General features: G+C 64.2%; 20 protein-coding genes. 10 read left to right on the top strand and 10 right to left on the bottom strand.

Translation table 11 applies throughout. From position 1 onward, the window contains the following. Nucleotide 1 precedes the first annotated feature (1 nt). Nucleotides 2-1,222 (bottom strand): serine/threonine-protein kinase, encoded by a 1,221-nt coding sequence (locus J2X62_RS00275; RefSeq protein WP_222091012.1) that lies wholly within the window; start codon nucleotides 1,220-1,222, stop codon nucleotides 2-4. Between the two features lie 205 nt (nucleotides 1,223-1,427). On the opposite strand from J2X62_RS00275, the gene J2X62_RS00270 reads away from it, so the two are divergent. Genes J2X62_RS00270 through J2X62_RS00255 form a run of 4 tightly spaced genes read left to right on the top strand, consistent with a single transcriptional unit; the run spans nucleotide 1,428 to nucleotide 5,160 of the window. Then, nucleotides 1,428-2,291, top strand: a complete 864-nt coding sequence (locus J2X62_RS00270) for a hypothetical protein (protein ID WP_204857429.1) — start codon at nucleotides 1,428-1,430, stop codon at nucleotides 2,289-2,291. Further along, nucleotides 2,288-3,862, top strand: a complete 1,575-nt coding sequence (locus tag J2X62_RS00265) for a DNA polymerase Y family protein (protein ID WP_027496378.1) — start codon at nucleotides 2,288-2,290, stop codon at nucleotides 3,860-3,862. Before J2X62_RS00270 ends, J2X62_RS00265 begins: the two co-directional genes overlap by 4 nt. 20 nt (nucleotides 3,863-3,882) lie before the next feature. Beyond that, on the top strand, nucleotides 3,883-4,641 hold the full coding sequence (locus tag J2X62_RS00260) for an alpha/beta fold hydrolase (protein WP_371832702.1): 759 nt from the start codon (nucleotides 3,883-3,885) through the stop codon (nucleotides 4,639-4,641). A 9-nt stretch (nucleotides 4,642-4,650) separates the two neighbouring features. After that, the gene (locus J2X62_RS00255) at nucleotides 4,651-5,160 is read left to right on the top strand and encodes a hypothetical protein (protein WP_283348295.1); all 510 of its coding nucleotides are present in this window, start codon (nucleotides 4,651-4,653) and stop codon (nucleotides 5,158-5,160) included. 12 nt (nucleotides 5,161-5,172) lie between these two features. Here J2X62_RS00255 and J2X62_RS00250 read toward each other — a convergent pair whose 3' ends face one another. Together J2X62_RS00250 and J2X62_RS00245 are read right to left on the bottom strand one after the other, a co-directional pair. Next, complete coding sequence (locus J2X62_RS00250; protein WP_230074729.1) at nucleotides 5,173-5,772, bottom strand: isoprenylcysteine carboxylmethyltransferase family protein; 600 nt, start codon at nucleotides 5,770-5,772, stop codon at nucleotides 5,173-5,175. Nucleotides 5,773-5,892: 120 nt separating this feature from the next. After that, nucleotides 5,893-6,852 (bottom strand): helix-turn-helix transcriptional regulator, encoded by a 960-nt coding sequence (locus tag J2X62_RS00245; protein WP_032393422.1) that lies wholly within the window; start codon nucleotides 6,850-6,852, stop codon nucleotides 5,893-5,895. A 55-nt stretch (nucleotides 6,853-6,907) separates the two neighbouring features. Between J2X62_RS00245 and J2X62_RS00240 the strand changes: the two genes are divergently transcribed. Continuing rightward, on the top strand, nucleotides 6,908-7,672 hold the full coding sequence (locus J2X62_RS00240) for a class I SAM-dependent methyltransferase (protein WP_204857432.1): 765 nt from the start codon (nucleotides 6,908-6,910) through the stop codon (nucleotides 7,670-7,672). Between the two features lie 8 nt (nucleotides 7,673-7,680). On the opposite strand, the gene J2X62_RS00235 is transcribed toward J2X62_RS00240, so the two are convergent. Further along, a complete protein-coding gene (locus tag J2X62_RS00235; protein WP_310176052.1) occupies nucleotides 7,681-9,681 on the bottom strand; it encodes an SDR family oxidoreductase in 2,001 nt (666 codons plus the stop codon). A gap of 34 nt (nucleotides 9,682-9,715) precedes the next feature. After that, complete coding sequence (locus tag J2X62_RS00230) at nucleotides 9,716-11,845, bottom strand: MMPL family transporter (protein WP_032387027.1); 2,130 nt, start codon at nucleotides 11,843-11,845, stop codon at nucleotides 9,716-9,718. A gap of 127 nt (nucleotides 11,846-11,972) precedes the next feature. Between J2X62_RS00230 and J2X62_RS00225 the strand changes: the two genes are divergently transcribed. Next, complete coding sequence (locus tag J2X62_RS00225) at nucleotides 11,973-15,248, top strand: error-prone DNA polymerase (protein ID WP_310176038.1); 3,276 nt, start codon at nucleotides 11,973-11,975, stop codon at nucleotides 15,246-15,248. Nucleotides 15,249-15,302: 54 nt separating this feature from the next. Further along, nucleotides 15,303-15,803 (top strand): metallophosphoesterase, encoded by a 501-nt coding sequence (locus J2X62_RS00220; protein WP_032374686.1) that lies wholly within the window; start codon nucleotides 15,303-15,305, stop codon nucleotides 15,801-15,803. A 19-nt stretch (nucleotides 15,804-15,822) separates the two neighbouring features. On the opposite strand, the gene J2X62_RS00215 is transcribed toward J2X62_RS00220, so the two are convergent. Then, nucleotides 15,823-16,548, bottom strand: coding sequence for an SDR family NAD(P)-dependent oxidoreductase (locus J2X62_RS00215; protein WP_094642946.1), 726 nt, complete (start codon nucleotides 16,546-16,548; stop codon nucleotides 15,823-15,825). A gap of 32 nt (nucleotides 16,549-16,580) precedes the next feature. Here J2X62_RS00215 and J2X62_RS00210 point away from each other — a divergent pair, with 32 nt between their 5' ends. After that, nucleotides 16,581-17,453: a helix-turn-helix transcriptional regulator gene (locus J2X62_RS00210; protein WP_230074733.1), complete on the top strand. Its 873-nt coding sequence runs from the start codon at nucleotides 16,581-16,583 to the stop codon at nucleotides 17,451-17,453. A gap of 111 nt (nucleotides 17,454-17,564) precedes the next feature. Then, on the top strand, nucleotides 17,565-18,494 hold the full coding sequence (locus J2X62_RS00205; protein ID WP_094642947.1) for an SDR family oxidoreductase: 930 nt from the start codon (nucleotides 17,565-17,567) through the stop codon (nucleotides 18,492-18,494). 35 nt (nucleotides 18,495-18,529) lie between these two features. Here the strand turns inward: J2X62_RS00205 and J2X62_RS00200 are convergent, their stop codons facing one another. The 4 genes from J2X62_RS00200 to J2X62_RS00185 all read right to left on the bottom strand — a co-directional run bounded on the left by J2X62_RS00200 (nucleotide 18,530) and on the right by J2X62_RS00185 (nucleotide 22,011). Further along, entirely contained in the window at nucleotides 18,530-19,483 is a 954-nt protein-coding gene (locus tag J2X62_RS00200) for a HAMP domain-containing protein (RefSeq protein WP_032365671.1), read from the bottom strand. A gap of 76 nt (nucleotides 19,484-19,559) precedes the next feature. Continuing rightward, nucleotides 19,560-20,153, bottom strand: a complete 594-nt coding sequence (locus J2X62_RS00195) for an HNH endonuclease signature motif containing protein (protein WP_310176023.1) — start codon at nucleotides 20,151-20,153, stop codon at nucleotides 19,560-19,562. A gap of 11 nt (nucleotides 20,154-20,164) precedes the next feature. Continuing rightward, nucleotides 20,165-21,574: a DUF222 domain-containing protein gene (locus J2X62_RS00190; protein WP_310176021.1), complete on the bottom strand. Its 1,410-nt coding sequence runs from the start codon at nucleotides 21,572-21,574 to the stop codon at nucleotides 20,165-20,167. Between the two features lie 113 nt (nucleotides 21,575-21,687). Then, nucleotides 21,688-22,011, bottom strand: a complete 324-nt coding sequence (locus J2X62_RS00185) for a helix-turn-helix domain-containing protein (RefSeq protein ID WP_032393319.1) — start codon at nucleotides 22,009-22,011, stop codon at nucleotides 21,688-21,690. A 71-nt stretch (nucleotides 22,012-22,082) separates the two neighbouring features. On the opposite strand from J2X62_RS00185, the gene J2X62_RS00180 reads away from it, so the two are divergent. Further along, nucleotides 22,083-22,841, top strand: a complete 759-nt coding sequence (locus J2X62_RS00180; protein ID WP_094642950.1) for an SDR family oxidoreductase — start codon at nucleotides 22,083-22,085, stop codon at nucleotides 22,839-22,841. Nucleotides 22,842-22,866: the final 25 nt, after the last annotated feature.

Here is a 22,866-nt window from a genome sequence, read left to right as displayed (position 1 = left end):
GTTACAGCAACAGGACGACAGCCAGGATCAGAAGAATCACGACCACGACGAGTCCGCCGAGGATGGCCGTCGCCGGGATGGACGTCCGGTCGCCGATGACGTCCTCGATGCGCATGAGTGCGTCCTGGACCGGGTTCTTTCTCTTCTTCGGCAGGTCGAACGGCGGCGGTGAGTACGAGGAGGGAGTCGGATCCGTTCGGCTCTCTCCCGGTTGCACGGCGGGCAGACCGGCGATGGTGCGTCCGAATTCTCGGGACGGTCGGCGAGATTCCGAGACGGGTGTCGACCGTCTCGCCCAGGCGGGGACGACGCCGTCCGCTGAGGTCAGAGGTACTCCGCGCAACTGAGAGATGGTGCCGCGCTTGCTTATTGCGGCAAGAATGATCTCGTCACGGGCCTGCGCCATGGTGGGGCGTCGAGCCGGATCGGGCTCGAGCATGTGCAGTAGTGGGCCGGTGAGGTCTCCGCTGCGAGTGGGAGAGATGATCTGCCCCTTGGCAACTCGGTGCAGGAGTGCGATCGAATCGTGATCGATGCCGAAGGGCGGCGCACCTTCCATTGCGGTGTACAACGTGGCACCGAGGGAGAACACATCGCTGGCCGCAGTGGGGTCCTGGCCGCGGGCGACCTCGGGGGCGAAGTATGCGGGGGTGCCGGTGATGACGCTGTCGTCGGCTTCCTCCACGTCACCCTTGGCTCGAGAGATGCCGAAATCGCTGATCTTGACGATGCCCAGATCCTTGCCGCGGTCGGCGATCAGAATGTTGCCCGGCTTGATGTCGCGATGCACGATTCCGGCGTCGTGTGCTTCGGTCAGGGCGTCGGCGATCTGCGCACCGATCTGAGCGACTTCGAACGGTGGTAGTGAGTCGGTGACGCCGAGCGCCTGCGCGAGGCTGCGTGAGGACAGGTATTCCATGATCAACCACGGCTCGCCGTCGACGAGAGCGACGTCGTGCATCGCGATGGCGTGTGGGCTCGACAGGCGGGCCGCGATCCGTCCTTCGCGCATGGCCCGGTTGCGCACGTCCACTGCCTGTTCCGGGGTCAACCGGGTGGTGGAGGTGACCTGTTTGACGGCCACCTGCCGGTGCAGAAGGGTGTCGGTGGCGAGCCAGACCGCGCCCATGCCGCCACCGCCGAGCTTGCCGGCGAGACGGTATCTGCCGGCGAGGAGGTAGTCGGGCCCGACTCCCCGTCGAACACGCTGCTGATCGGTCACGTCCACAGGTTAGTGGACGATGCCGCGGTGTGCCCGCAGCAGCGGTACTACCGCCTCTACCAGGGGCTACGGCATCGCCTTGACGAGTTGCCGTCCGAACGGCTTTACTGGGTGCAGATCGAAATTGTGTTCGAATACGTCACTTCCCGCGTCCGTCGAACACCGGTGTTTCGGCTCGATTTTTCATGCAGTGAAGGGGAGTGACATGTCTGTTTCCGAGGCTGCAGCACAGGCTTCCGTACCGCCGGATGCGCTCGACGGGTTGTCGCTTCCCGAGCGGGTGGCGCTGCTACGCAGTCGGATGGCTGCCGTACCGTCTCGCGGTGAAACGGCCTCGGTGCGCATCGAGAATTCTGCTCCCGTTCGTCCCCGCCCTACCGACCCCGATTCCGACCCCGAATCCGACGCCGTCGACGGCTCGGAGCAGGTGTCGGTACCGACCCGTAGGCGGCCTGTTCTTCCGGTGCCGTCGGCACTGATGGAGGTTCTTCCGCACGGTGGTCTGGTGCGCGGAACGGTGGCCTCGGTGTCCGGTGCCGGTTCGTTGTTGATCGGGTTGGTGGCCGCGGTGACCGGTGCCGGTGGCCATGTCGCCGTCATAGGTCAGCCCCGCTTCGGGCTGCTGGCTGCGGTGGAGATGGGCGCGCAACTGAGCAAGTTGGCTCTGATTCCCGATCCCGGCCCCGACCCGGTGGAAGTGGCGGCGATCCTGCTCGACGGCGTCGATCTCGTCGTCCTCGGTCTCGGCGGCCTGTCGGTGCCACCGACTCGGGCCAGGGCAGTAGTGGCGCGCGCCCGCAGCAAAGGGTCGACGTTGGTGGTGACCGACGGGCACTGGGACGGAGCCGAGCTACGACTCGACGCGTCGGTGCACGGTTACGACGGCCTCGGCACAGGCCGTGAGCTGGGGCGTGGCCGGCTGCGTGGGGTTCGATTGTCGGTGTGCGCGCGGGGCAAAGCGATGCGTCCTCGTACGGTTCGATTCGACTTGCGTGCGGAGAACGGCCGCATCGAATGGCATGCCGAACAGCAGGAGTCGAATCCGTTGTCGATCGCGGTCTCGACATGAGTACCGGCCAGTCCAACCGTGTTCTGGCGCTGTGGTGTCCCGACTGGCCTGCCGTCGCCGCAGCAGCTCAGGCCGATCTACCGGCGACGCACCCGGTGGTCGTCACGTCGGCCAACCGGGTCGTCGCCTGCTCGGCCACGGCACGGGCGTCGGGCATCAAGCGCGGCCTACGTCGCCGGGAGGCGCAGGCGCGGTGCCCCGACGTGCATGTGGCCGTTGCCGATACCGATCGTGATGCACGCCTGTTCGAGCCCGTGGTCTCGGCTGTCGCGGCCATCGCCCCCGGCGTCGAAGTGCTGCGGCCGGGCCTGTTGGTTCTTGCAGCGCGTGGTGTCGGACGGTACTTCGGTACCGAGCATCGCGCCGCGGAGCGGTTGATCGACGAAGCGTCGGCTGCCGGTGTCGAATGTCAGATCGGGATTGCCGACGAGTTGTCCACCGCAGTCGTCGCCGCGCGGTACGCACAGGTGGTGCCGCGCGGTGGTGGTGCCGGGTTTCTTTCGCCGTTACCGATCGCCGAACTCTCGGCGGAGCCCAGTATGGCCGCGGCCGATCGTGGTGAACTGGTGGATCTGTTGCACCGCTTGGGTTTACGCAGAATCGGGGACTTCGCTGCCCTGTCTCCGTCGGATGTGGCATCGCGATTCGGTACCGATGCCGTGCTGGCGCATCGCAGTGCCCGCGGTGAGCCCGAAAGGCCGCCGTCTGCCCGTGCTCTGCCTCCCGACCTGGATGTGGAGTATCTGTGCGATCCGCCGATCGACCGGGTGGATGCAGCCGCGTTCGCCGGGCGCGCATTGGCCGAGCAGCTGCACACCAAGCTTGCCGCGGCTGCTGTTGCGTGCACTCGGTTGCTGGTGCACGCCAGTACCGGCAACGGTGAGAATCTGTCGCGAATCTGGCGGTGCGCCGAGCCGTTGACGCCGGAGGGCACGGCCGATCGCGTGCGGTGGCAACTCGACGGCTGGATCACCGGACGCAGCGAGAACAAGCCGACGTCGGCGATCACCGTCCTGCGCCTCGAGCCGATCGAAGTGGTGGCAGCGGGGGAGTTGCAGCTGGGCTTGTGGGGCAGTGTCGGTGACGAGGACGACAGGGCGCGTCGGGCGTTGGTACGCGTTCAGGGTCTGCTCGGTGGCGAATCGGTGCTCGGGGGTGTTCTCAGCGGTGGACGCGGGCCGGCCGAGCGGATCACGTTGCGTCCACTGGGAGACGAGCTGGTGCCGCTGTCCGATCCATCGGCCCCGTGGCCGGGCCGACTACCCGAGCCGGCACCGGCGGCGGTGATCGAGACACGCCCGGCAGTGACGCTGATGAATCGAGCGGGTTCGGGAATCGGCGTCACCGACCGCGGTGTGTTCGATGCGCCGCCCAAGAGATTGCGGTGGGGGACCAAGGAATGGGAGTTGACGGGCCTGGCCGGGCCGTGGCCCGTCGACGAACGGTGGTGGGACAGCGGGCAAGGATCGACGGGGCCGACGGCGCGGGCACAGGTGGTGCTCGACGACGAGAGGGCGTTGCTGCTGGTGTTCGACGACGGTCTGTGGCGGGTGGAAGGAATCTACGAGTAGGAACCGCTACCGTCGGGGAAATGCAGATGATGTCCGAGACGGTCGACCTCGATGGCGTCGACATCGCGTATCGCTCGTTCGCGCCGCTGGAACACACGAGTGCGGCACCGGTGATGCTGGTGCACGGCATGGGCGGAGACAGCGGAACCTGGGATCGCTTCGCTCGGGCTCTGACCGCGCACGGTCGCCGGGTGATCACCGTAGATCTGCGCGGGCACGGCAAGAGTGCCCACACGCCCACGTACGAGTTCGACATGTTCGGCGGTGATCTCCTCGCCCTGATCGATCACCTCGGGCTCACCGAAGTCGATCTCGTCGGGCATTCACTCGGTGGATACGCGGTCTCGCTCGTGGCGCAGCGTCGTCCGTCTCTCGTTCGCCGTCTGGTTCTCGAAGAACTTCCGATACCGATCAGGCCGGGGGACGCCCCGCCGACCCTGACCGGTCGGATGCCGTCGGTCACCGAACTCTGGCATGCGGCGACCAGCGTTGTTCTGCATCCCCGTGCGGTACTCGAGTTCGATCGATCGATGACCGCCACTGCTCTCGAGCAGTTCCGTCGGCCGAACCCGCGGTGGTGGGAGTCGTTGGCCGACATCACTGCTCCGACGTTGGTACTTCGTGGAGGTCCGGGCGGCATGGTCGATCCGGTTCGGCTCGACGCGATGGTAGCGAGCATTCCGAACTGTCGAGTGGAGGCATTCAGGACCGGACACAGCATCCACCGCGATGGCTACTCAGCCTTCGAAGCGGTAGTTCGTCCATTTCTGACGCAGTAATCTGCTCTCATGTCGCTGACTGTGCTGGATCGGAAGCTACTGGGATGGTCGGCGTTGTTCGTCGTCTCCCAGGCCAATATCGCCCGGTTGCTCGGGCCCGCGGCACCGAAAGTGCTTGCCGTGCAGACGGCCTGGTCCGAACAGCGGTACCGGAAGATTCTGGCGAGCATGGACGAGACGGAGATCGCCCGCTTCCGCAGCCATTATCTGCCCGACTTCGTCCACCCGGCCATCTATGCCATCGCACTGCGTGCGGGTGCGAGGAGTTTGGCTGCGAAGACTTCGCTGAGCCCTGCAGTAACGACGGCATTGGCCGTCGCTCCGGTGGCCTCCGCTGCCGGTGACTACATCGAAAACGTCGTCGGGCTGATACTGGTGGACAACCGAGAACAGATCTCCGACACCGTTGTCCGAGCCACCACCGTGGTCAGCACCGCCAAATGGGTGCTGGCCATCGGCTCATTGACATACCTGAGTCAGGGATTTCTGCGAGTGTGGGCAAGAGCTCTGTTGCGCTGAGGAAAAACCAGGCTAGAAAACGAAGGGCACCAATCGTTTCGAGCGTGCCATGTAGTCGGCGTACGCGTCTCCCAATCCCTCGAGCATGGCCTTCTCCTCCGATGGGATTCTGCGTACGTATCCTCCGGCCAGAAATGCCACCATGGCGGGAGAAAGCCAGTTTCCGTACGCAATACAGAAACCGAGAGCACAGATCAGTGCGCCGGTATACGACGGGTGGCGAATGAACCGATAGGGGCCCGTCCGAACCACGAGTTGATCAGGGTGTGTGTGGACCACGAAGGTGAAGGACTCTCCGAGTGTGCGAGCTGCCGAGACCCGAAGTGTCTGCCCGAGGGCTGCCGTGGCCAATCCTGTCAGGAAGACCGCTCGTCGGTGGCGGGTGCATACAGTGGCAGGCGAGATCACGCTCAGGAGAAGGCCTCCGCCATACGAGAGCACAAGGCCGCGGCCGACGGCGCGACCGGAACCATTGTCTCGATTCGAAGAGCCGGCCCGCGGCTTCCGCATTCCCATCTTGTATTCCGACCACACGAAGCCGGTGAATGCTGCCGCCAGAACAGCAGCGGCCGCACGATCGGTCACGAACAACGGCAGCTTCTCGGCGATCACGCGTGACAGCTTCGCAGACGCGGACCCGTAACGGAACATCACCCGGACCGCCCAATCCATGATCGAGTGATGCGATGTCAGCGCGGTGAATCACCGACTGACAGCGTGACGGTGGGCGGTCTATCGACTCCGCCCGAGCAGCTCGTCCCCCAGCGAAGTGCGTACGTACAGCACCGATCGTCCCTGTCTGACGCGTCGCACCACCGCTGCTTCGCGCAGAACGCGAAGATGCTGGCTCGCTGCGCTGGGTGAGACGGCCAGTGCCGCAGCGAGTTCCCCGGTGGTGGTGGGCGCATCGAGCAGCGTGAGAATCGTTGCACGTTGGGTGCCGAGAAGATTGGTCAGCGCCCGGTTCGGAGCTGTCCGCCCCATGTCCCACACTGCGCCTCGCCCGCGGGCCGGATACACCAGGGAGGGAGCTCGCGTCGGGCTCGTCTGCGTGATCGCGCCGTGCACGAACACCGACGGAATGAGAGGAAGTCCACGTCCGTCGACGTCGACGCACACCTGGTCCTCTAGCCTGTCGACCCACAGCACGCCATCGTCCCATCGGACACGAGAATCGAGATGCTCGAACATCTTTCGTGCCCCGAAGTGCGAAAGCTGTTGCGCGCGGTAGTCCAGATCGCCATCCAATACTGCTCGGATCCTGGACCAGTCGGGTTCGAGGCACGTTGCCCAGTAGTGCGAGAGCGCATGGACTGCACGGGTGCGCACCTCTCGGGCCGGACCGACGAGGACCGCAGGAATGTCAGCGGAGAAGGCGGCCGCGATATCGCGTCGCATCTCCGTTGCCGGTGTTGCCCCGACAACAGCGATCTCGTCGTCGAAAGCCGGCGACTGAGTGGGCGGTCGGGGTGCGAGGAAATCCGGGATTCTCCCATCGGGAGAGACCAGCGCCGTCAGCATCTCGGTGTCACACTGCTGCCATGCCGATCGGACGCGTCGTCGCCAGGGCTCGTGCAGCGGGTGCCGGTTCGGAGCGGTCCATGTGCGCAGGCTCAGGACCGTCTCGAACAGAGGCGAGACGGTCAGTGACGTGTCCGCCAAGTCGGCGGCCCGAAGATGCAGAGCCAACATGTAGCCCCACACTAAATGGTGGACGCCCTCGGTGTGGCTCGCTGTACTCGTTCACATGCCTATCGACTTTCGTGATCCGCGCAACAACAACACCTACTCGAACCGTGAGGCCGACTCATCTTGGAGCGACGCCGTCGTCCGTATCGTCGATCCGGTCGGATCGCACGTGGTCGATCTCGGGTGCGGCGGCGGAACCTATGCGCGGGCATGGCGTTCTATGGGGGCGAGTGTGACGGCGATCGATTCGAGTCCGCCGATCCTCGAATCGGCCCGACGCTCGTCGCCCGAAGATATCGAATTCGTCTGCGCTGGTGCCGAGCACACCGGCTTGCCCGACGGACAAGCCGACATCGTGTTCGCTCGCGCCCTCGTTCACCATCTGCCCGACGCCTACACAGTGGCGCTCGAGTCTGCTCGGCTTCTACGACCGGGTGGGACGGTGATCATCCAGGACCGCACGGCCGAGGACGCCGGGCTGTCCGGCTCCGCAACCAACCCGCGCGGCTATTTTTTCGACGCATTTCCACGGCTGATGGACATCGAACTTCGACGACGGCATGGCGTCGACGATGTCCGTGGCGCGTTGTCCCGAGCTGGATTCCTCGATGTCGCTACGCAGCAATTCTGGGAAACCCGTCGCCGCTACTCCGGCCTTGACGAATACCTCGACGAAATCGCGGGCAGAACAGGCCGCTCGATCCTGCACGAACTCTCCGACGTCGAACTTACGGAGTTGGTCGAGCATCTGAGGGCTCGCCTGGCCGAAGGTGAGTTGATCGAACGCGATCGCTGGACCCTGTGGACTGCCGTGGCCCCCTGACGTGCACGTCACCAACTGGTGCCGGGTACCAACCTGCCGATGCGGCGGACGACCTTGCCGATACGCGCGCTGGGGGTCGACGGGTCGTACGGCCGAACCCGATAGGGCGCTTTCCCGTCTTCGACGGGTACCGGCGTTTCGCCCTTGGCGGCGGCCGACTCGGCGAATTTTCGGTAGTGCTGATGCATCGTGCGATCTTTGCCCTTGGGGCTGAAGATGGCCCCGAACTGTCCGAGTGTTCCCAGGGGGGTGTCGATTCGCTTCGGCTTGTCGCTCAGCGCGCGGATGACGATCGCGGCTGCCTTCTCCGGTGAGAAGACAGTGCCGACGTTCTTGTCGCCCGTCGGGGTGATCATCGGGGTGTCCACCAGCGGCATGTGAATGGTCGTGTAGGTGATTCCGTCCGAGAGCGTCTCTGCTGCAGCAACATCGGTGAAACCGTCGAGTGCTGCCTTGCTCGCCACGTACGCCGAGAACCGAGGTGGGTGCCCCAGCACTGCAGCGCTGGAGATGTTGACCACATGCCCGAAGCTGCGTTCGCGCATGTGCGGCAGTAGCGCCAACACCACACGAATCGCGCCGAAGTAGTTGACGGCCATGGTGCGTTCGTAGTCGTGCAGTCGGTCGGTGGAACGGTAGAGCGCGCGGCGAATGGATCGGCCCGCGCTGTTGACGAGCATGTCCACATGCCCGTGGTCGTGCAGTATCGCTTTCACTGTTCGTTCGACAGACTCACTGTCGGTGACATCGCACGAATACCCATGAGCGACATGGCCGTCGGCGCGAATCTGCTGGACGACCTCGTCCAACTGATCTTGGCCGCGCGCGAGCACGATGACCACCGCTCCTTTTCGTGCAGCGGCCTCCGCACTGGCTCTGCCGATACCGGAGGACCCGCCGGTGATGACGATGTGACGGCCGAACAGCGGACCGCGTGGATCGTCTCGGCGGTTGCGTTTGGGGTCGAGATTCTCCATCCAGTATTGCCACAGGCGGTCGGCGTACGTCCGCAGTGGCGGCGGTGCGATGGAGCTGCCCTGCAATGCTTTCTGTGTCGTTGCGGACTCGAAGACGGTCGGCAGAGTCAGATGATCGAGCATCACCGGCGGCACGCCCAGATCGCGAAGCGCAGCGTTGCGTTGTTTCCGAACCGCTGCGGATGTGGGTGACACCACGGGGGCAACCAGCTTCCCTGGGATGTCGACGATTCTGGCGCGGGATCCGGCAGCCGAAGAGAATGCGGAGTACACCTCGGCCATCGACTGAGGTTCCGGATTCACCAGGTGAAAAACGCTGCCGGACGGGGTGTCTCGGTGAACCAGTTCCACAATGGCGTCCGCGACGTAGTCGACCGGAACCAGGTTGGTGTGTCCGATCTTGGGTACCGTGATCGGCAGGACCGCCGGCAGTTTCGCCAGCTCGGCGAACAGTGGAAAGAAGTAGTACGGGCCATCGATCTTGTCTGTCGCGCCGGTCTCGGAGTGCCCGACCACGGCAGCAGGGCGGTACACCCGCCAGTCTGCGGAGCTGCCGCGAACCAGTTTCTCGGACTCGAACTTGGTGCGGTGATACGCCGTCGGAAAGTTCTGCCCCTTGTCGAAATCGTTCTCGGAGAACGTCCCTCGGTAGTCACCTGCCACTGCGATCGACGAGATGTGGTGCAGACAAGCGCCGGTCCTTTTCGCCAGTTCGACCACCGACGCCGTTCCGGCGACATTGGTCGGGGTTTGCTCGTCTCCCGCCGTGAGGTCGTAGACGGCACCGAGATGCAGAATGTGATCGACGTCGGCCGGAACGTCTTTCAGGCCGAGCCCGGGTTCGACGAGATCGCCGATCAGTGGGCGGATTCTGTCGCCGCCGTCCAGCTCGTCGGCCAGCTTCTCGAGTCGAGCGACCGATTGCGGTCGAACGAGTACATGGACGATGGCGTCCGCATCACGTCCGAGAAGTCGGGGCAGCACGTTCTTACCCAGAAACCCGGTACCGCCGGTCACGATGTAGCTCGCCATGCGAGGCGACCTTACTCCTCGGTAAGTTTGACGGCTAGTGCCCCATACCGGCCTTCTCGTGCACTTTCTTCATCCACGCCGGGGCCCACCAGTTGGCTTCGCCCATGAGCTTGACCAAGGAGGGCACCAGCAGCATGCGGATGATGGTGGCGTCGATGATCAGCGCCAGAATCACGCCGAAGCCGAGGAACTTCATGATCGACAGGCCCGAGATCGTGAACGCTCCGGTGACGACGATCAGGATCAGGGCCGCGGCAGTGACGATGCGTCCGGTGCGCTGGGCTCCGAAAATGACGGCCTCCTCGGTGGAAGCACCTGCCGAGCGCGCTTCGACCATCCGAGACATCAAGAACACTTCGTAGTCGGTCGACAGGCCGAAGATGACTGCGAGGATGAGTACGACGAAGGTCGACTCGAGCGGACCGGGCGTCACTCCCAGCAGGCTTGCACCGTGACCTTCCTGGAACACCCAGGTCAGTGCTCCGAAGGTCGCTGCCAGGCTCAGCCCGGCCATGAGAACTGCTTTGATCGGCAGCACTATCGAGCCGAAGGCCAGGAAGAGCAGGACCAACGTCGAGATCACCATGATCGCGATCATCACCGGCAGCCATTTCGCTATCGCGGCATTACCGTCGTCGACGTTCGCGCGTCCGCCGCCGACGAGGATTTCGGTGCCGTCCGGTGGAGTGATCGCGCGGAGGGCAGTCACCGCATTCGATTGGGACCGAGCCTCGGTCGTTCCGTCGCTGGGTTCGCTGTAGGACGCCTGGAATGCCACCAGATCGTCCTTGGATCCGAGGAATTCGGCTCGGGCCACGCCGGGGGTGGCGTTCATCGCTGCGGTCAGTTCCGCAACGGGCGGGCCCTGAGGCTTGACGCCGTCGAGACCCCGCAGCACCACGGTGGCACCGTCGCCGGTGGACTCGAAGTCGGTGGCGAGGGTTTCGAAGGCTGCCCGTGCCGGATCGTTCTTCGGTAGTGCGGTGTAGTCGACCTCCCCCAGGGAGACCTTCAGAATCGGGGTGGCGACAATCAACAAGCCGGCGACGATGACGGCGGCGACGATTCCTGGATTCTTCATCACTCGGGTGACGACACCACCCCAGAACTTGTGTGCGCGTGCGTCGCTGCGGTCCGAGGCGGTACGCGACCAGGTCCAGGAGTTGATGCGAGTGCCGAGAAGGGCGAGCAGGGCGGGCACCGCGGTCAGGGACAGCAGGGCGGCGCTGGCCACCGCGGCCATGGCACCGAAACCGAGGGATCGAATCACCGCCTGCGGGAAGACCAGCATGCCCGCGAACGCGCAGATCAGCAGCAGTCCGGAGAAGACGACGGTGCGGCCCGCAGTGGACACGGTACGTACGGTCGCCTCCATCGACGACGACCCGGTGCGGAGTTCCTCGCGGAATCGACTGACGATGAACAGTCCGTAATCAATGGCCAAGCCGAGGCCGAGCAACGACGCGACGTTGATCGAGAACGAGCTCACCTCGGTGAATTCGGTCAGCACCCGCAGGATTGCCAGCGAGCTGAGCACACTGAGAATTCCGACGAACACCGGTACCGCTGCGGCGATCACGCCACCGAAGATGAAGACGAGAAGCAGAAGTGTGATGGGGACGGCGATGATCTCCGAGCGCACGAGGTCTCGCTCGAGGGTTTGGCTGAGCGAGACTCCCACGACCGATGCGCCGGCGAATTGCGACTCGATGCCGGGGACGACGAGTTGTGGAGGTAGCTCACCGAACGTGTTGAACGTAACTCCCGATTTCGCACCCAGGGAGATGGTCACCAGCGCCTTGGTTCGGTCTTTCGAGACCAGGAATTCCTTGGTCACCGGGTCCGCGGTCCAGTAGGAGTTCACGTTTCCGAGGGTGTAGCGGCTGCGGAATTCGTCGAGTGTCGACTGCACCTGTGGTCCGATGTCGTCGATCGTGCGTCCGTCGGGTGCGGTGTAGATCGCGACGATGTCGGGGGTCGGTTGGCCGATGCCTTGGACCAGCCGCGCGACCTGTGACGATTCGCTGCCTGCGTCGGCGTATCCGCCCTCGCTCAGTTTCGAGAAGACGCCCAGTCCCAGCACGCCGCCGACGGCTACGACCGCGACGACGACGGCGAGCACCCATCGCTTGTGCGATACGACGAACGATGCCCAACGCGTCACAACTGTGCTCCGGCTCTGTGGAAGGGGTGAGTAGCGATTCGACTGTAGTTGATCGTGTCGGACCCTCGTGTTCTCATTAGAACAAGTGTTCGACGATGTGTGTGACGGTGTGAAGGAGGTGGTCTCGATGGGATGGAACGACGGGCCGCCCACCTGGTCGGAAATGGAGCGAGTCCTCTCCGGGCGCCCCAAGCCGGTCGTCGAAGGCGATGGGGGCGACAGCCCGGCGTGGTCGCGCAAACGCGACGCCTACCAGGGTCGCCGGCCCGATTCGGTGGGGCCGTCCACACCGTACGCAGAACTGCATGCGCATTCTGCGTTCAGCTTTCTCGACGGAGCATCGCAGCCGGAGGAAATGGTCGAGGAAGCGGTGCGTCTGGGACTCGAATCCATTGCGATCACCGACCACGACGGCTTCTACGGCGTCGTACGTTTCGCCGAGGCAGCACGAGCCCTCGGCATCGGAACAGTGTTCGGTGCGGAGCTAACGCTCGACACCCACCGGTCCAGGGCCGGAGCGAGCGATCCCGACGGTACGCATCTTCTGGTGCTCGCTCGTGGACAGGAAGGGTATCGGCGGCTGTCGCGTCGGATCGCGGCCGCGCATCTGGCCGGCGGAGTCAAGGGTGAGCCGCGGTACGACGTGGACGAACTCACCGAATCGGCGGGAGGGCACTGGCAGATCCTGACCGGTTGTCGCAAAGGGCATGTCCGCCAAGCGCTCTCGCGGGGTGGGCCGGAGGCGGCCGATCTCGCGCTGCGTGATCTGGTCGATCGGTTCGGGGCCGAGCGCGTCACCGTCGAGCTCACCAGGCACGGCACTGCCGACGACGACGAGCGCAACGACGCTCTCGCGGCCCTGGCTCGCCGGTACGGTCTGCCGATGATCGCCACCACGGCGGCGCACTACGCCAGTCCACGTAGCCGAAGGTTGGCCATGGCGATGGCTGCGGTACGTGCCCGGAGCAGTCTGGACGAGGCGGCAGGGTGGCTGGCACCGACGGGCGGTGCACATCTGCGGTCGGGGGCGGAGATGGCGGAGCTGTTCGAGCACTATCCCGGTGCAGTGCGCGGTGCCGTCGAACTGGGTCGAGAATGCACGTTCGATCTGAAACTGATTGCGCCTCGTCTCCCACCCTTCGAGGTGCCCGACGGTTACACCGAGATCAGTTACCTGCGGCGGCTCACGTTCGAGGGTGCTGCCCGGCGGTACGGCCCGCAGTCGGCGAACCCGGCTGCATATTCGCAGTTGGAGTACGAGCTCGACATCATCGAGCGGCTCGAATTTCCGGGTTACTTCCTGGTGGTGCACGACATCGTTCATTTCTGCAAGACCCACGACATCCTGTGCCAGGGGCGAGGTTCGGCGGCGAACTCGGCCGTCTGCTACGCCATCGGAATCACGAATGTCGATCCGGTCGCCAACAAGTTGCTGTTCGAGCGGTTTCTCGCACCCGAACGCGACGGACCACCCGACATCGACATCGACATCGAGTCGGATCGGCGGGAAGAGGCCATTCAGCATGTGTACGCCAAGTACGGCCGTACCCATGCCGCTCAGGTCGCCAACGTCATCACCTATCGCGGGAAGTCCTCGGTACGAGACATGGCCCGCGCTCTCGGGTTCTCCCAGGGGCAACAGGACGCGTGGAGCAAGCAGATCACCCGGTGGTCCGGAATCGGCGATCAGGACGGCGACGGGATCCCCGATTCCGTTCTCGACCTCGCGCGTCAGATCGAGGGCTTTCCGCGTCACCTCGGCATCCATTCGGGAGGAATGGTGATCTGCGACCGACCGATCGCCGACGTGTGCCCGGTGGAATGGGCGACGATGGAGAATCGCAGTGTGCTGCAATGGGACAAAGACGATTGTGCCGCAGTGGGTTTGGTCAAGTTCGACATGCTCGGGCTCGGGATGCTCTCGGCTCTGCATTACATGATCGACCTGGTCGCCGAACACAAGGGCATCGAGATCGACCTCGCCTCGATCGACCTGTCCGAACATGCGGTGTACGAGATGCTGCAACGGGCCGATTCGGTCGGTGTGTTCCAGGTCGAGTCGCGGGCCCAGATGGCCACTCTTCCGCGGCTCAAGCCGCGTAATTTCTACGATCTCGTCGTCGAGGTCGCCTTGATTCGTCCCGGTCCCATCCAAGGTGGCTCGGTGCACCCGTACGTCAAGCGGCGCAACGGACTCGAACCGGTCACCTTCGATCATCCGTCGCTGAAGAAAGCTCTCGATCGAACTCTCGGGGTGCCGCTGTTCCAGGAACAGCTGATGCAGATGGCCATCGACGTCGCGGGCTTCAGCGCCGCCGATGCCGATCAGCTGCGTCGAGCCATGGGATCGAAACGGTCTCCGGAGAAGATGGAATTGCTTCGTGGACGGTTCTACGACGGAATGCGTGATCTGCACGGCATCACCGGTGCAGCCGCGGATCGAATCTACGAAAAGCTCTCGGCATTCGCCAACTTCGGCTTTCCCGAAAGCCATTCGCAGAGCTTCGCCTCGTTGGTCTTCTACTCGTCGTGGTTCAAGCTGCACCATCCGGCGGCATTCTGTGCCGGTTTGCTACGCGCTCAGCCGATGGGCTTCTACTCACCTCAGTCTCTGGTGGCCGATGCCCGACGGCACGGCGTGGTCGTGCACGGTGCCGACGTCAACGCCAGCCTCGGCCATGCAAATCTCGAGGCAGACGGTCTCGAGATCCGCATGGGTTTGGCGGACGTGAAGTTCATCGGGACGACACTTGCCCAGAAGATCGTCGATGCGCGAGACGCACACGGGCCGTACACCTCGTTTCTGGATCTGACGGGACGCGTCGAACTGTCGGTGGCGCAAGCGGAAGCACTGGCCACGGCCGGCGCGCTGGGGTGTTTCGGCATCACTCGTCGAGAGGCGTTGTGGGCTGCCGGAGCGGCCGCGGGGGAGCGGCCCGGTCTGCTCCCCGGCGTCGGCGCATCGACGAAAGCGCCTGCGCTGCCGGGTATGACGGACCTCGATCTGGCGTCGGCCGATGTCTGGGCAACGGGAGTGTCACCCAATTCCTACCCCACTCAGTTCTTCCGGGATCGGCTGGATTCCCTCGGCGTGGTGCCCGCGAATCGGCTGCTGAAGATCCCCGATGGCGACCGGGTCCTCGTCGGCGGTGCAGTGACGCATCGTCAACGTCCGGCAACCGCGGGAGGCGTCACGTTCATCAACCTCGAAGACGAAACCGGCATGGTCAACGTCGTGTGCTCGGTGGGGTTGTGGGCGAAGTACCGCAAACTCGCAATCACCGCTCCGGCGTTGCTCATTCGAGGCAAAGTGCAGAATGCCGAGGGGGCGGTGACCGTGGTGGCAGACCATCTGCAATTGATGGATCTGCGAGTTGCGTCCCGATCCAGAGACTTTCGCTGATGAACTCGGCCTGCCCGCGCGTCATCGAGCAGGACGCCGGTGCAGAATCGAGGCGTGAAGCTACTGATCATTGCGGACACTCACTTGCCCACCCGAGCGAAAGTGCTGCCCGATCAGGTGTGGGCCGCCGTCGACGACGCCGATGTGGTGATCCATGCCGGCGATTGGGTGAATCTCGCGACGTTCGAGGCACTCTCGCAGCGATCTCGTTCGCTGGTCGCCTGCTGGGGAAACAACGACGGCGACGAGCTGCGTGCGGTCATGCCCGAACGTGCCGACGTGGTACTCGGCGGCGTGCGCTTCACCGTCGTCCACGAGACCGGAGCCGCGACAGGACGCGAGCGCCGGATGGCGACCGCATACCCCGATACCGACGTCCTCGTGTTCGGACACAGTCACATTCCGTGGGATACGACGGCCGACAACGGTCTACGGCTGCTCAACCCCGGATCTCCGACGGACCGGCGTCGGCAGCCGTTCTGTACCTACCTCACCGCCGTTGCCGATGGCGGCGAGCTGACAGACGTCGAGCTGCATCGACTTCCGCCTCGCTGATCGGCATGCCGAGTGTCCGTCACATTCCGCCTGCGACTCTGACGACCGTTCCGGTGGCGTAGCGCGAATCCTCGGACAACAGCCACGACACCGCGCCGGCGATCTCGTCGGGTACTCCAGGGCGGCCGAGGGGGATGCTCGACGCCATCTTCCGTGGTCGCTCACGGTCTTTGTGAAACTCGGTCTCGATGACTCCCGGCGCGACGGCGTTGACACGAATGTTCTGCGCGGCAAGCTCTTTGGACAGACCGACCGTCAAGGTGTCGACGGCTGCCTTGGCCGCGGCGTAGTGCACGTACATACCGGGACTTCCGATGGTGGCTGCCGCGGAGGAGATGTTGACGATGGCACCGCCGTGGTCGGCCATCGCGTGTATGGCGTACTTGCAGCAGGTCAGGACGCCGAGCAGGTTGACGTCCAAGTCTGCCCTGATCGTCTCGATGTCGTTGTTCGAAAGTGTCCCTACTGCACGCGCCGATCCGGCGTTGTTCACCAATCCGGTGACAGTGCCGATCTCGGCAGCAGCAGCGAACAGATCGATCACCGACCGCTCGTCAGTGGTGTCGGCACGTATCGCGACGACCGTTCGGTCGGCGCTCGACAGTTCGTTCACCACTGCGTCGGCGGCCGCAGAATCGGAGCGGTAGGCGATCACGACGTCGTGCCCATCGGCCACGAGTCGCCGAGATACTGCGGCTCCAATTCCGCGGCTGCCGCCGGTCACGATCGTCAAAGGGGCATTCATCGTTCGACAATAGCGAGTACCGAAGGAGCACAATGGCGGGCAACGCACGACAGAGGAGGGTTCTGTTGATCGACAGACCGGAATTGGCCGCTTTTCTCAAGCAGCGCCGAGAGGCGCTACAGCCCGAGGATGTCGGACTTCCGCGTGGACAACGGCGTCGAACGCGGGGTCTGCGCCGGGAAGAAGTAGCCGGCCTGTGCCACATGTCGACCGATTACTACGCGCGCCTCGAGCGCGGAACAGGCCCCGCTCCATCGGAGCAGATGATCGCGTCGATAGCGCAGGGTCTGCACCTGTCGTTGGACGAGCGCGACCACGTCTTCCGCTTGGCCGGCCAGAGTCCACCGGTACGCGGTGCGGCAAGCGAGCACGTCAGCCCTGGCCTGTTGCGCATCATGGATCGCCTGCACGACACGCCGGCCGAGATCATCTCCGAGATCGGAGAGACCCTTCGACAGACGCCTCTGGCAGCAGCCTTGACCGGAGACGCAACGCACCGGACCGGGCCGGATAGAAGTCTCGGATATCGCTGGTTCACCGATCCTGCTGTCCAGCAGTCTTATCCGCTCGAAGATCGCGCCTTGCTGTCGAGGGCATACGCCTCGGGTTTACGGGAAGTCGCGACCCTGCGCGGCCCGGACTCACAGGCGGCTCGACTGGCCGCTCGACTCCAAGCGTCCAGCGAGGAATTCCGAGTGTTGTGGGAGCGGCGCGAAGTGGGTGTTCGTCCCCCCGAGTTCAAGACCTTCATCCATCCGGCGGTCGGCCAGATCGAGCTGCATTGTCAGACGCTGCTCGACCCCGAGCAATCGCATCGACTGCTGGTGTACACAGCCGTGCCGGGCAGCGAGAGCTATGCAAGATTGGAACTGCTCTCGGTTGTCGGTACTGACGTACTGACCTGACGAGGTCTGCTCATCAGTGGATCGGCAAGTCCTGGATCAGAGCGGCGTGTGGCACGACCATGGATGTCAGCGCATCCAAATCGCTCGATCACTACAGCCGAGGAGCTCACAATGGCCCGCATCGCAGATACATCGATCAGGAATCTCACTGGAAAGCGTGCCGTCGTCACCGGAGCGAGTGACGGTCTCGGCGCGGTGATTGCGACTTCTCTCGCTCGTTCGGGAGCCGAGGTCGTCATGCCCGTGCGCTCAGCCGCCAAGGGAGAGCGGGTAGTCGAATCGATTCGGTCATCCGTGCCGAACGCGAAGGTCAGCACTCGGCTCCTCGATCTGTCGTCACTGACCTCCGTTGGCGCATCGGTCGACGAGTTCTTGTCGGAAGGCCGACCGATCGACGTTCTCGTCAACAACGCCGGTGTCATGCAACCGCCGCAGCGGCAGGTCACCCAGGACGGGTTCGAGCTGCAATTCGGTACGAACCACCTCGGTCACTTCGCCTTCACCCTCGGCCTGCTCCCACTGCTCCGAGAAGGCGCAGCACGGGTCACTCACCAGACCAGCATCGCGGCACGCGTGGGGGCCATCAACTGGAACGACTTGAATTGGGAGCAGTCCTACGACGTCATGAAGGCCTACAGCCAATCCAAGATCGCTGTGGGGCTGTTCGCCCGTGAGCTCGAGGCGCGCAGTAGGGCCGGCGGGTGGGGAATCACCAGCAACATGGCGCATCCCGGAATCTCCCCGACGAATCTGCTTGCGGCTCAACCGGGCCTGGGACGACCCAAGGATTCGGCCGGCCGCGGGCTGATCAGCGTTCTGGCTCGCGTCGGGATTGCGGGGAGCGTGGACAGCGCCGCGCAGCCGGCTGTGGTGGCAGCAGCGGGAACATTGTCGCGAGGCGACCAGTTCGTAGGACCCAGACGCCTGATCGGTGGTCCGCCGGCCGAGGTCTCCATGTGGAAGCCGTTGCGCAGCATGGACGATGCGCGACGTCTGTGGGACGCATCCGAGGTTCTCACCGGTGTACGACTCGGATCCTGAGTCGCGGGCCCTGCTCGGTGCCCACTGCTGGGTTCTCACTGCTGGGTCGGTGCGGGCTCTCTGGCATGGTCGACCAAGTCGTGCACCAGTCCGATGATGACGTCCATCTGTTCGATGACCTCCACGCGCAGTCGGTCCTGTTGCTCGTCGGGCATGACCGGGGCATTCGGGCCGTCGAGGGACATCAACAGATCGATGTTGGTGCGCAGAGCGGTCAACGGTTCCATCAGTTCGGCACCGGCGTCGACAATCAACTGTCCCTGTCGTGCCCGCGACCGCGAGAGCGCAGCCAGCATCTCGTTGAAACTGTTGGCGAGAGAGGCCAGTTCGTCGTCTCCGTTGACGTCGATGGGCTCGAAGGCACCCGTCCTGGCCACTCGTTCCGTTCCGGCGCGCAACCGTCTGACCGGACGAAGGCCGGTGCGAGCGACGGCTGCGCCGGCCACACCAGCGAGGGCGACGAGGAACGCCCCGACGAGGATCAGGGCAAGCGTGAGTTTTCCGAGCAGTGGTGAGGTACCGCTCAGGGCTTCGGCCACCATGATGGTCTCACCGGAATCGGTGCGCTCGGCGGAGATGTAGTAGCCGCGAACCTCCCGCAGTGACCGATCGGTGCGGCCCTCGGTGACCGCCTTCTCCGGATCGTCGAGCCCACCATCGGAGTTGGTGAAGGGGTAGGTGCCGTTGGACGAGGATACCAAGGTGCCATCGGTGGTCATCAACGCAACTTTGACCGCGGTTCCTTCTGTGTCCTCGATCCCGAACCCGAACAGATCGGCCGGCACTCCCGACGCTGCGCTGGCGATCAGCGCATCGCTGTTTCGGCCGACACGGTCGATGATCTGCGAGCGAAGCGACTGCTCTGCGACGAGGTAGATCGCCAGAGCGCTGACCGCAACGGCGAGCGCGGCCAGGCTCATCGTCAACACTCGAATCCGTCCGTGCAACGACAGCGCCCTCGGGCGGGTGTGCGCACGTGAATACCTCATGGATCGAGTATGCCGGTCGGCAGCGACCAGAATTCGCGAGGCTGCCACGAGTAGGCACCGAAGAGCGCACCGATACTCAGAAGGGCGGCTCCTCGTCTTCTTCGTTGGTCGGTTCTGGCTCGGGGGTCGGGTTGTCGGGTGGGTCGGGGTAGGCGATGACGCCTGATCGTCTGGGTTGGGTGGGGATGTGTGGCCGGAGGTCGTTGCCGATGATGGGTACGGCTGTTCCGTTGGCTGGCAGGGTGATTCGGGTGGTCTTCGAGGTGGAGGTCCACAGGATGGCGCCGCCGGGGAGCATGACGGCGGTCCAGTAGCCTGCGGTTTTGACGCTGTGGTGGTATTCGCAGAGGCATTGGAGGTTGTTGACGGTGGTCCAGCCGCCGCCGAGTGGGTTGGCGTGGTCGAACGGGATCACGTGGTCGAGTTGGCAGCGTGCGGCGGGTCGGTGGCAGCCGGGGAAGCGGCAGTGGCGGTCGCGGAGTCGGACGGCGGCGATGGTGAGGGCGTCGGGTCTGTAGATCAGGGCTCGGTCGGTGAGTGGGTCGCGCCCGACGGATGTTCCGAGAGTGGGGTCGGCGGCGATGGCGGCTTCGAGTGCTGCGGCGAGGGACGCATTGCCGAGGTAGATGCCTGCCGGTGTGTGCATGATGCGGCGGTTCGACCGGATCATCGAGGGTAGGTCTAGGGCAGAGCTGTGCCGTGCGCCCCTCCGATTGGGGTGTGAGTACAGAACAGTGCCGCTGCGGAGGCGAGGGCATTCCGACGTCGTTGCCGGGTGTCGTCATCAACGGTCGGCTCAGGTGGTGTCGAAACAGTCGTCGAATCGGTCTGTGCAGCAGCCGAACCCGGACCCGGCCCTGCATCGTCCACGCGTTCTGCATTGTCGGTTGCATTCTTGGTCGCGCTGTCGGTGTGAGTTGTCGGTGCTGCCGTGTCCGCTGGCGCTGACTTCTCCGATGCGTTGTCCGTCGGCGCTGCTGAGCGTGTTGCGGTGCTGGTGCCTGTGTCGGTGCGTGTATCCGCATGCGCTGGAGGTGTATTCGATTCCGTCGCGTTCGATTCGGCTACGTTCGATTCTGCCGAGTTCGGCTGTGCAGGCTCGGGGTCTGCCCTGTTCGGCTCGTCTGTGGTGTCTGTGGTGTCTGTGGGTTCAGCGGAGCGTCGTTCCCATTCCCCGGTTTCCGGGTTCTGCACCGCCAGTCCGAGTGTCTCGGCGAGGGTGACTGCTTCGGTGAGCAGGATCTGCCACTGACTGTTGCGCGCCAACTCTCGTGCCAGATCAGGGTCGATGGATCCCTGCCCAGCCAAGTACGCAGGATTTGCCAACAGTCCGATGAGAGTTGCGATGTCGACAGTGACCATCGTCAACGGCACCCGACGATCCGGCAGCTCTGCATCTTTCTTCGGGCAGCCCGCGCGTTGGCACAGGCATGTCAGCCGGGGTTCTCCGTGCATTCGCGCCATGAACGCATCGCACAGTCGTTCCTGTTTGCCGCGCGGATCCTTGACACACACCGTGTCGGCCATCTCCTCGAGCAACTGCCATGCCGCCGCCGCTTCGGGGGCGGTCAACTCCGCTCGGATCCGCGCCAACTCCCCAGCTGGGGCATAAGAAACATTGCGGAACTTCTTCGCGAACTGTCGCAACGCTGCTGCTTCCTCCGGTGCGACGCGCAGCAAAATCTCCCAGATCTCCTTTTCCAACGGCCCCGGTGAGAAGCGACGTGCGGCCTCGACGACGTCGCCTTCGACGAGGTCGACGAGGGCGTCGGACAGATTGTCGAGAATCCGGCACGCGACCCGAACCCGCGCGAAGTCGATCTCACCGGCCTCGAACTCTCCCCGGAGCTTCGGCATGCGGGTGTGCAGCGCAACCCCGGCAGAGATGTAGGCCTCGGCGACCGTCGCCGAGCATCCCAACGCGACAGCGAGTTCGGTGCGTCCGTACCGGCTGTACCGCCGATGCTTCGCATCCTGCGCGATGCAGGTGAGGTGGAAGTCGTAGCAGGCAGCGATCTTTCGGGCCGCATGCCGATTCTCTTCCCGCGCGGCAGCGATCAACGCATCCAACGACACCACTGGCGCAGCCATTTTTCACCCCCCCGGTGACCCCCAGTTCAGAACATGCGTTCGAACTGAAGAAAGAGTATCTCGACCCACCGACAAGAATGGAAAGGTGCCCGTTGAGCACTTGCCGAGACTGGTTACATGCGGTGATCGGTGTGGTCGCTGTCCTCGTTCCATCGCTGTGCCCATTGCCACAGCGGTTCGAGTGCGGGTCCGAGTTCGTCACCGATCTCGGTGAGACGGTAAGAGCCATCAGGGCCCTTCGCCAGCACTCGTGCGTCGACGAGAGTGCGTAGCCGGGTGGCGAGCACGCTCGAGGATATGTCGTCGGTGCGTCGCCTCAGTTCGAGGAAGCCGAGCGGTCCGCTGCGTAGCTCGAACAGGATGCGCATGTTCCAGCGCTGCCCCAGAAGGTCGAGCGCGGCCATCATGGCACGGCGCGGTTCGTTTGCCTTTTCCATCTCGACTCATCATAGTGGTTCGAAAATCGAAGCAGTTCGAAATTCGAAGCACTGCGAGGAGTGGAGAACGAATGACCGGGCGGGCGGATGGAAAGACGGTGTTGATCACCGGCGCATCTCGGGGAATCGGAGCAGAAACTGCATTGCAGCTGGGTGCTCTCGGTGCTGCGGTCGCGGTGAACTACCGCGAGAAGAAGCGTCGAGCCGAGGCCGTGGTGCGCGCGATCGAGGAGGGCGGCGGCACAGCACTTCCTGTGGGTGCCGACGTCACCGACGCTGACGCGATCGACGCCATGCTGAACGTTGTCGTTGCCGAGTTCGGCGCAATCGACGTTCTGGTTCTCAATGCCTCGGGTGGCCTGGAGTTCGGTGCAGAACCCGACTACGCGATGAGTATCAATCGCGACGCGCAGGTGGCGTTGGCTCGCGCGAGTATCGCCCATATGGAGCCGGGCTCGCGGATCGTCTTCCTCACCAGCCACCAGGCGCATTTTCACGGCAAGAAACCGGTCCCCGTCGAATACGAACCCGTTGCTGCGAGCAAACGGGCGGGGGAGGATGCACTGCGTGGGATGATTCCTGAATTGGATTCTCGGGGAATCGAATTGGTCGTGGTGTCCGGGGACATGATCGAGGGCACGATCGTGGTCACCCTGCTCGAACGCCGTAATCCGGACTCAGTCGCTGCGCGAACCGCGCAGGGTGCGCTCCCGACCATTGCGGAGTTCGCGTCGGCTGTGACTGAGGCTGCAATCGGACCCATCGAGAAGTCCGGCCGGACTGTCTACGTCGGTGGAGCCGACTACCTCGACGGGTCCGTGTCGGGGTAGTCGGCTCCGCTCGATCGGATGAAGA

Source organism: Rhodococcus sp. 3258 (assembly GCF_031456475.1).
Classification (GTDB): Bacteria; Actinomycetota; Actinomycetes; order Mycobacteriales; family Mycobacteriaceae; genus Rhodococcoides; species Rhodococcoides fascians.
This window is presented reverse-complemented; position numbering and strand designations above follow the sequence as displayed.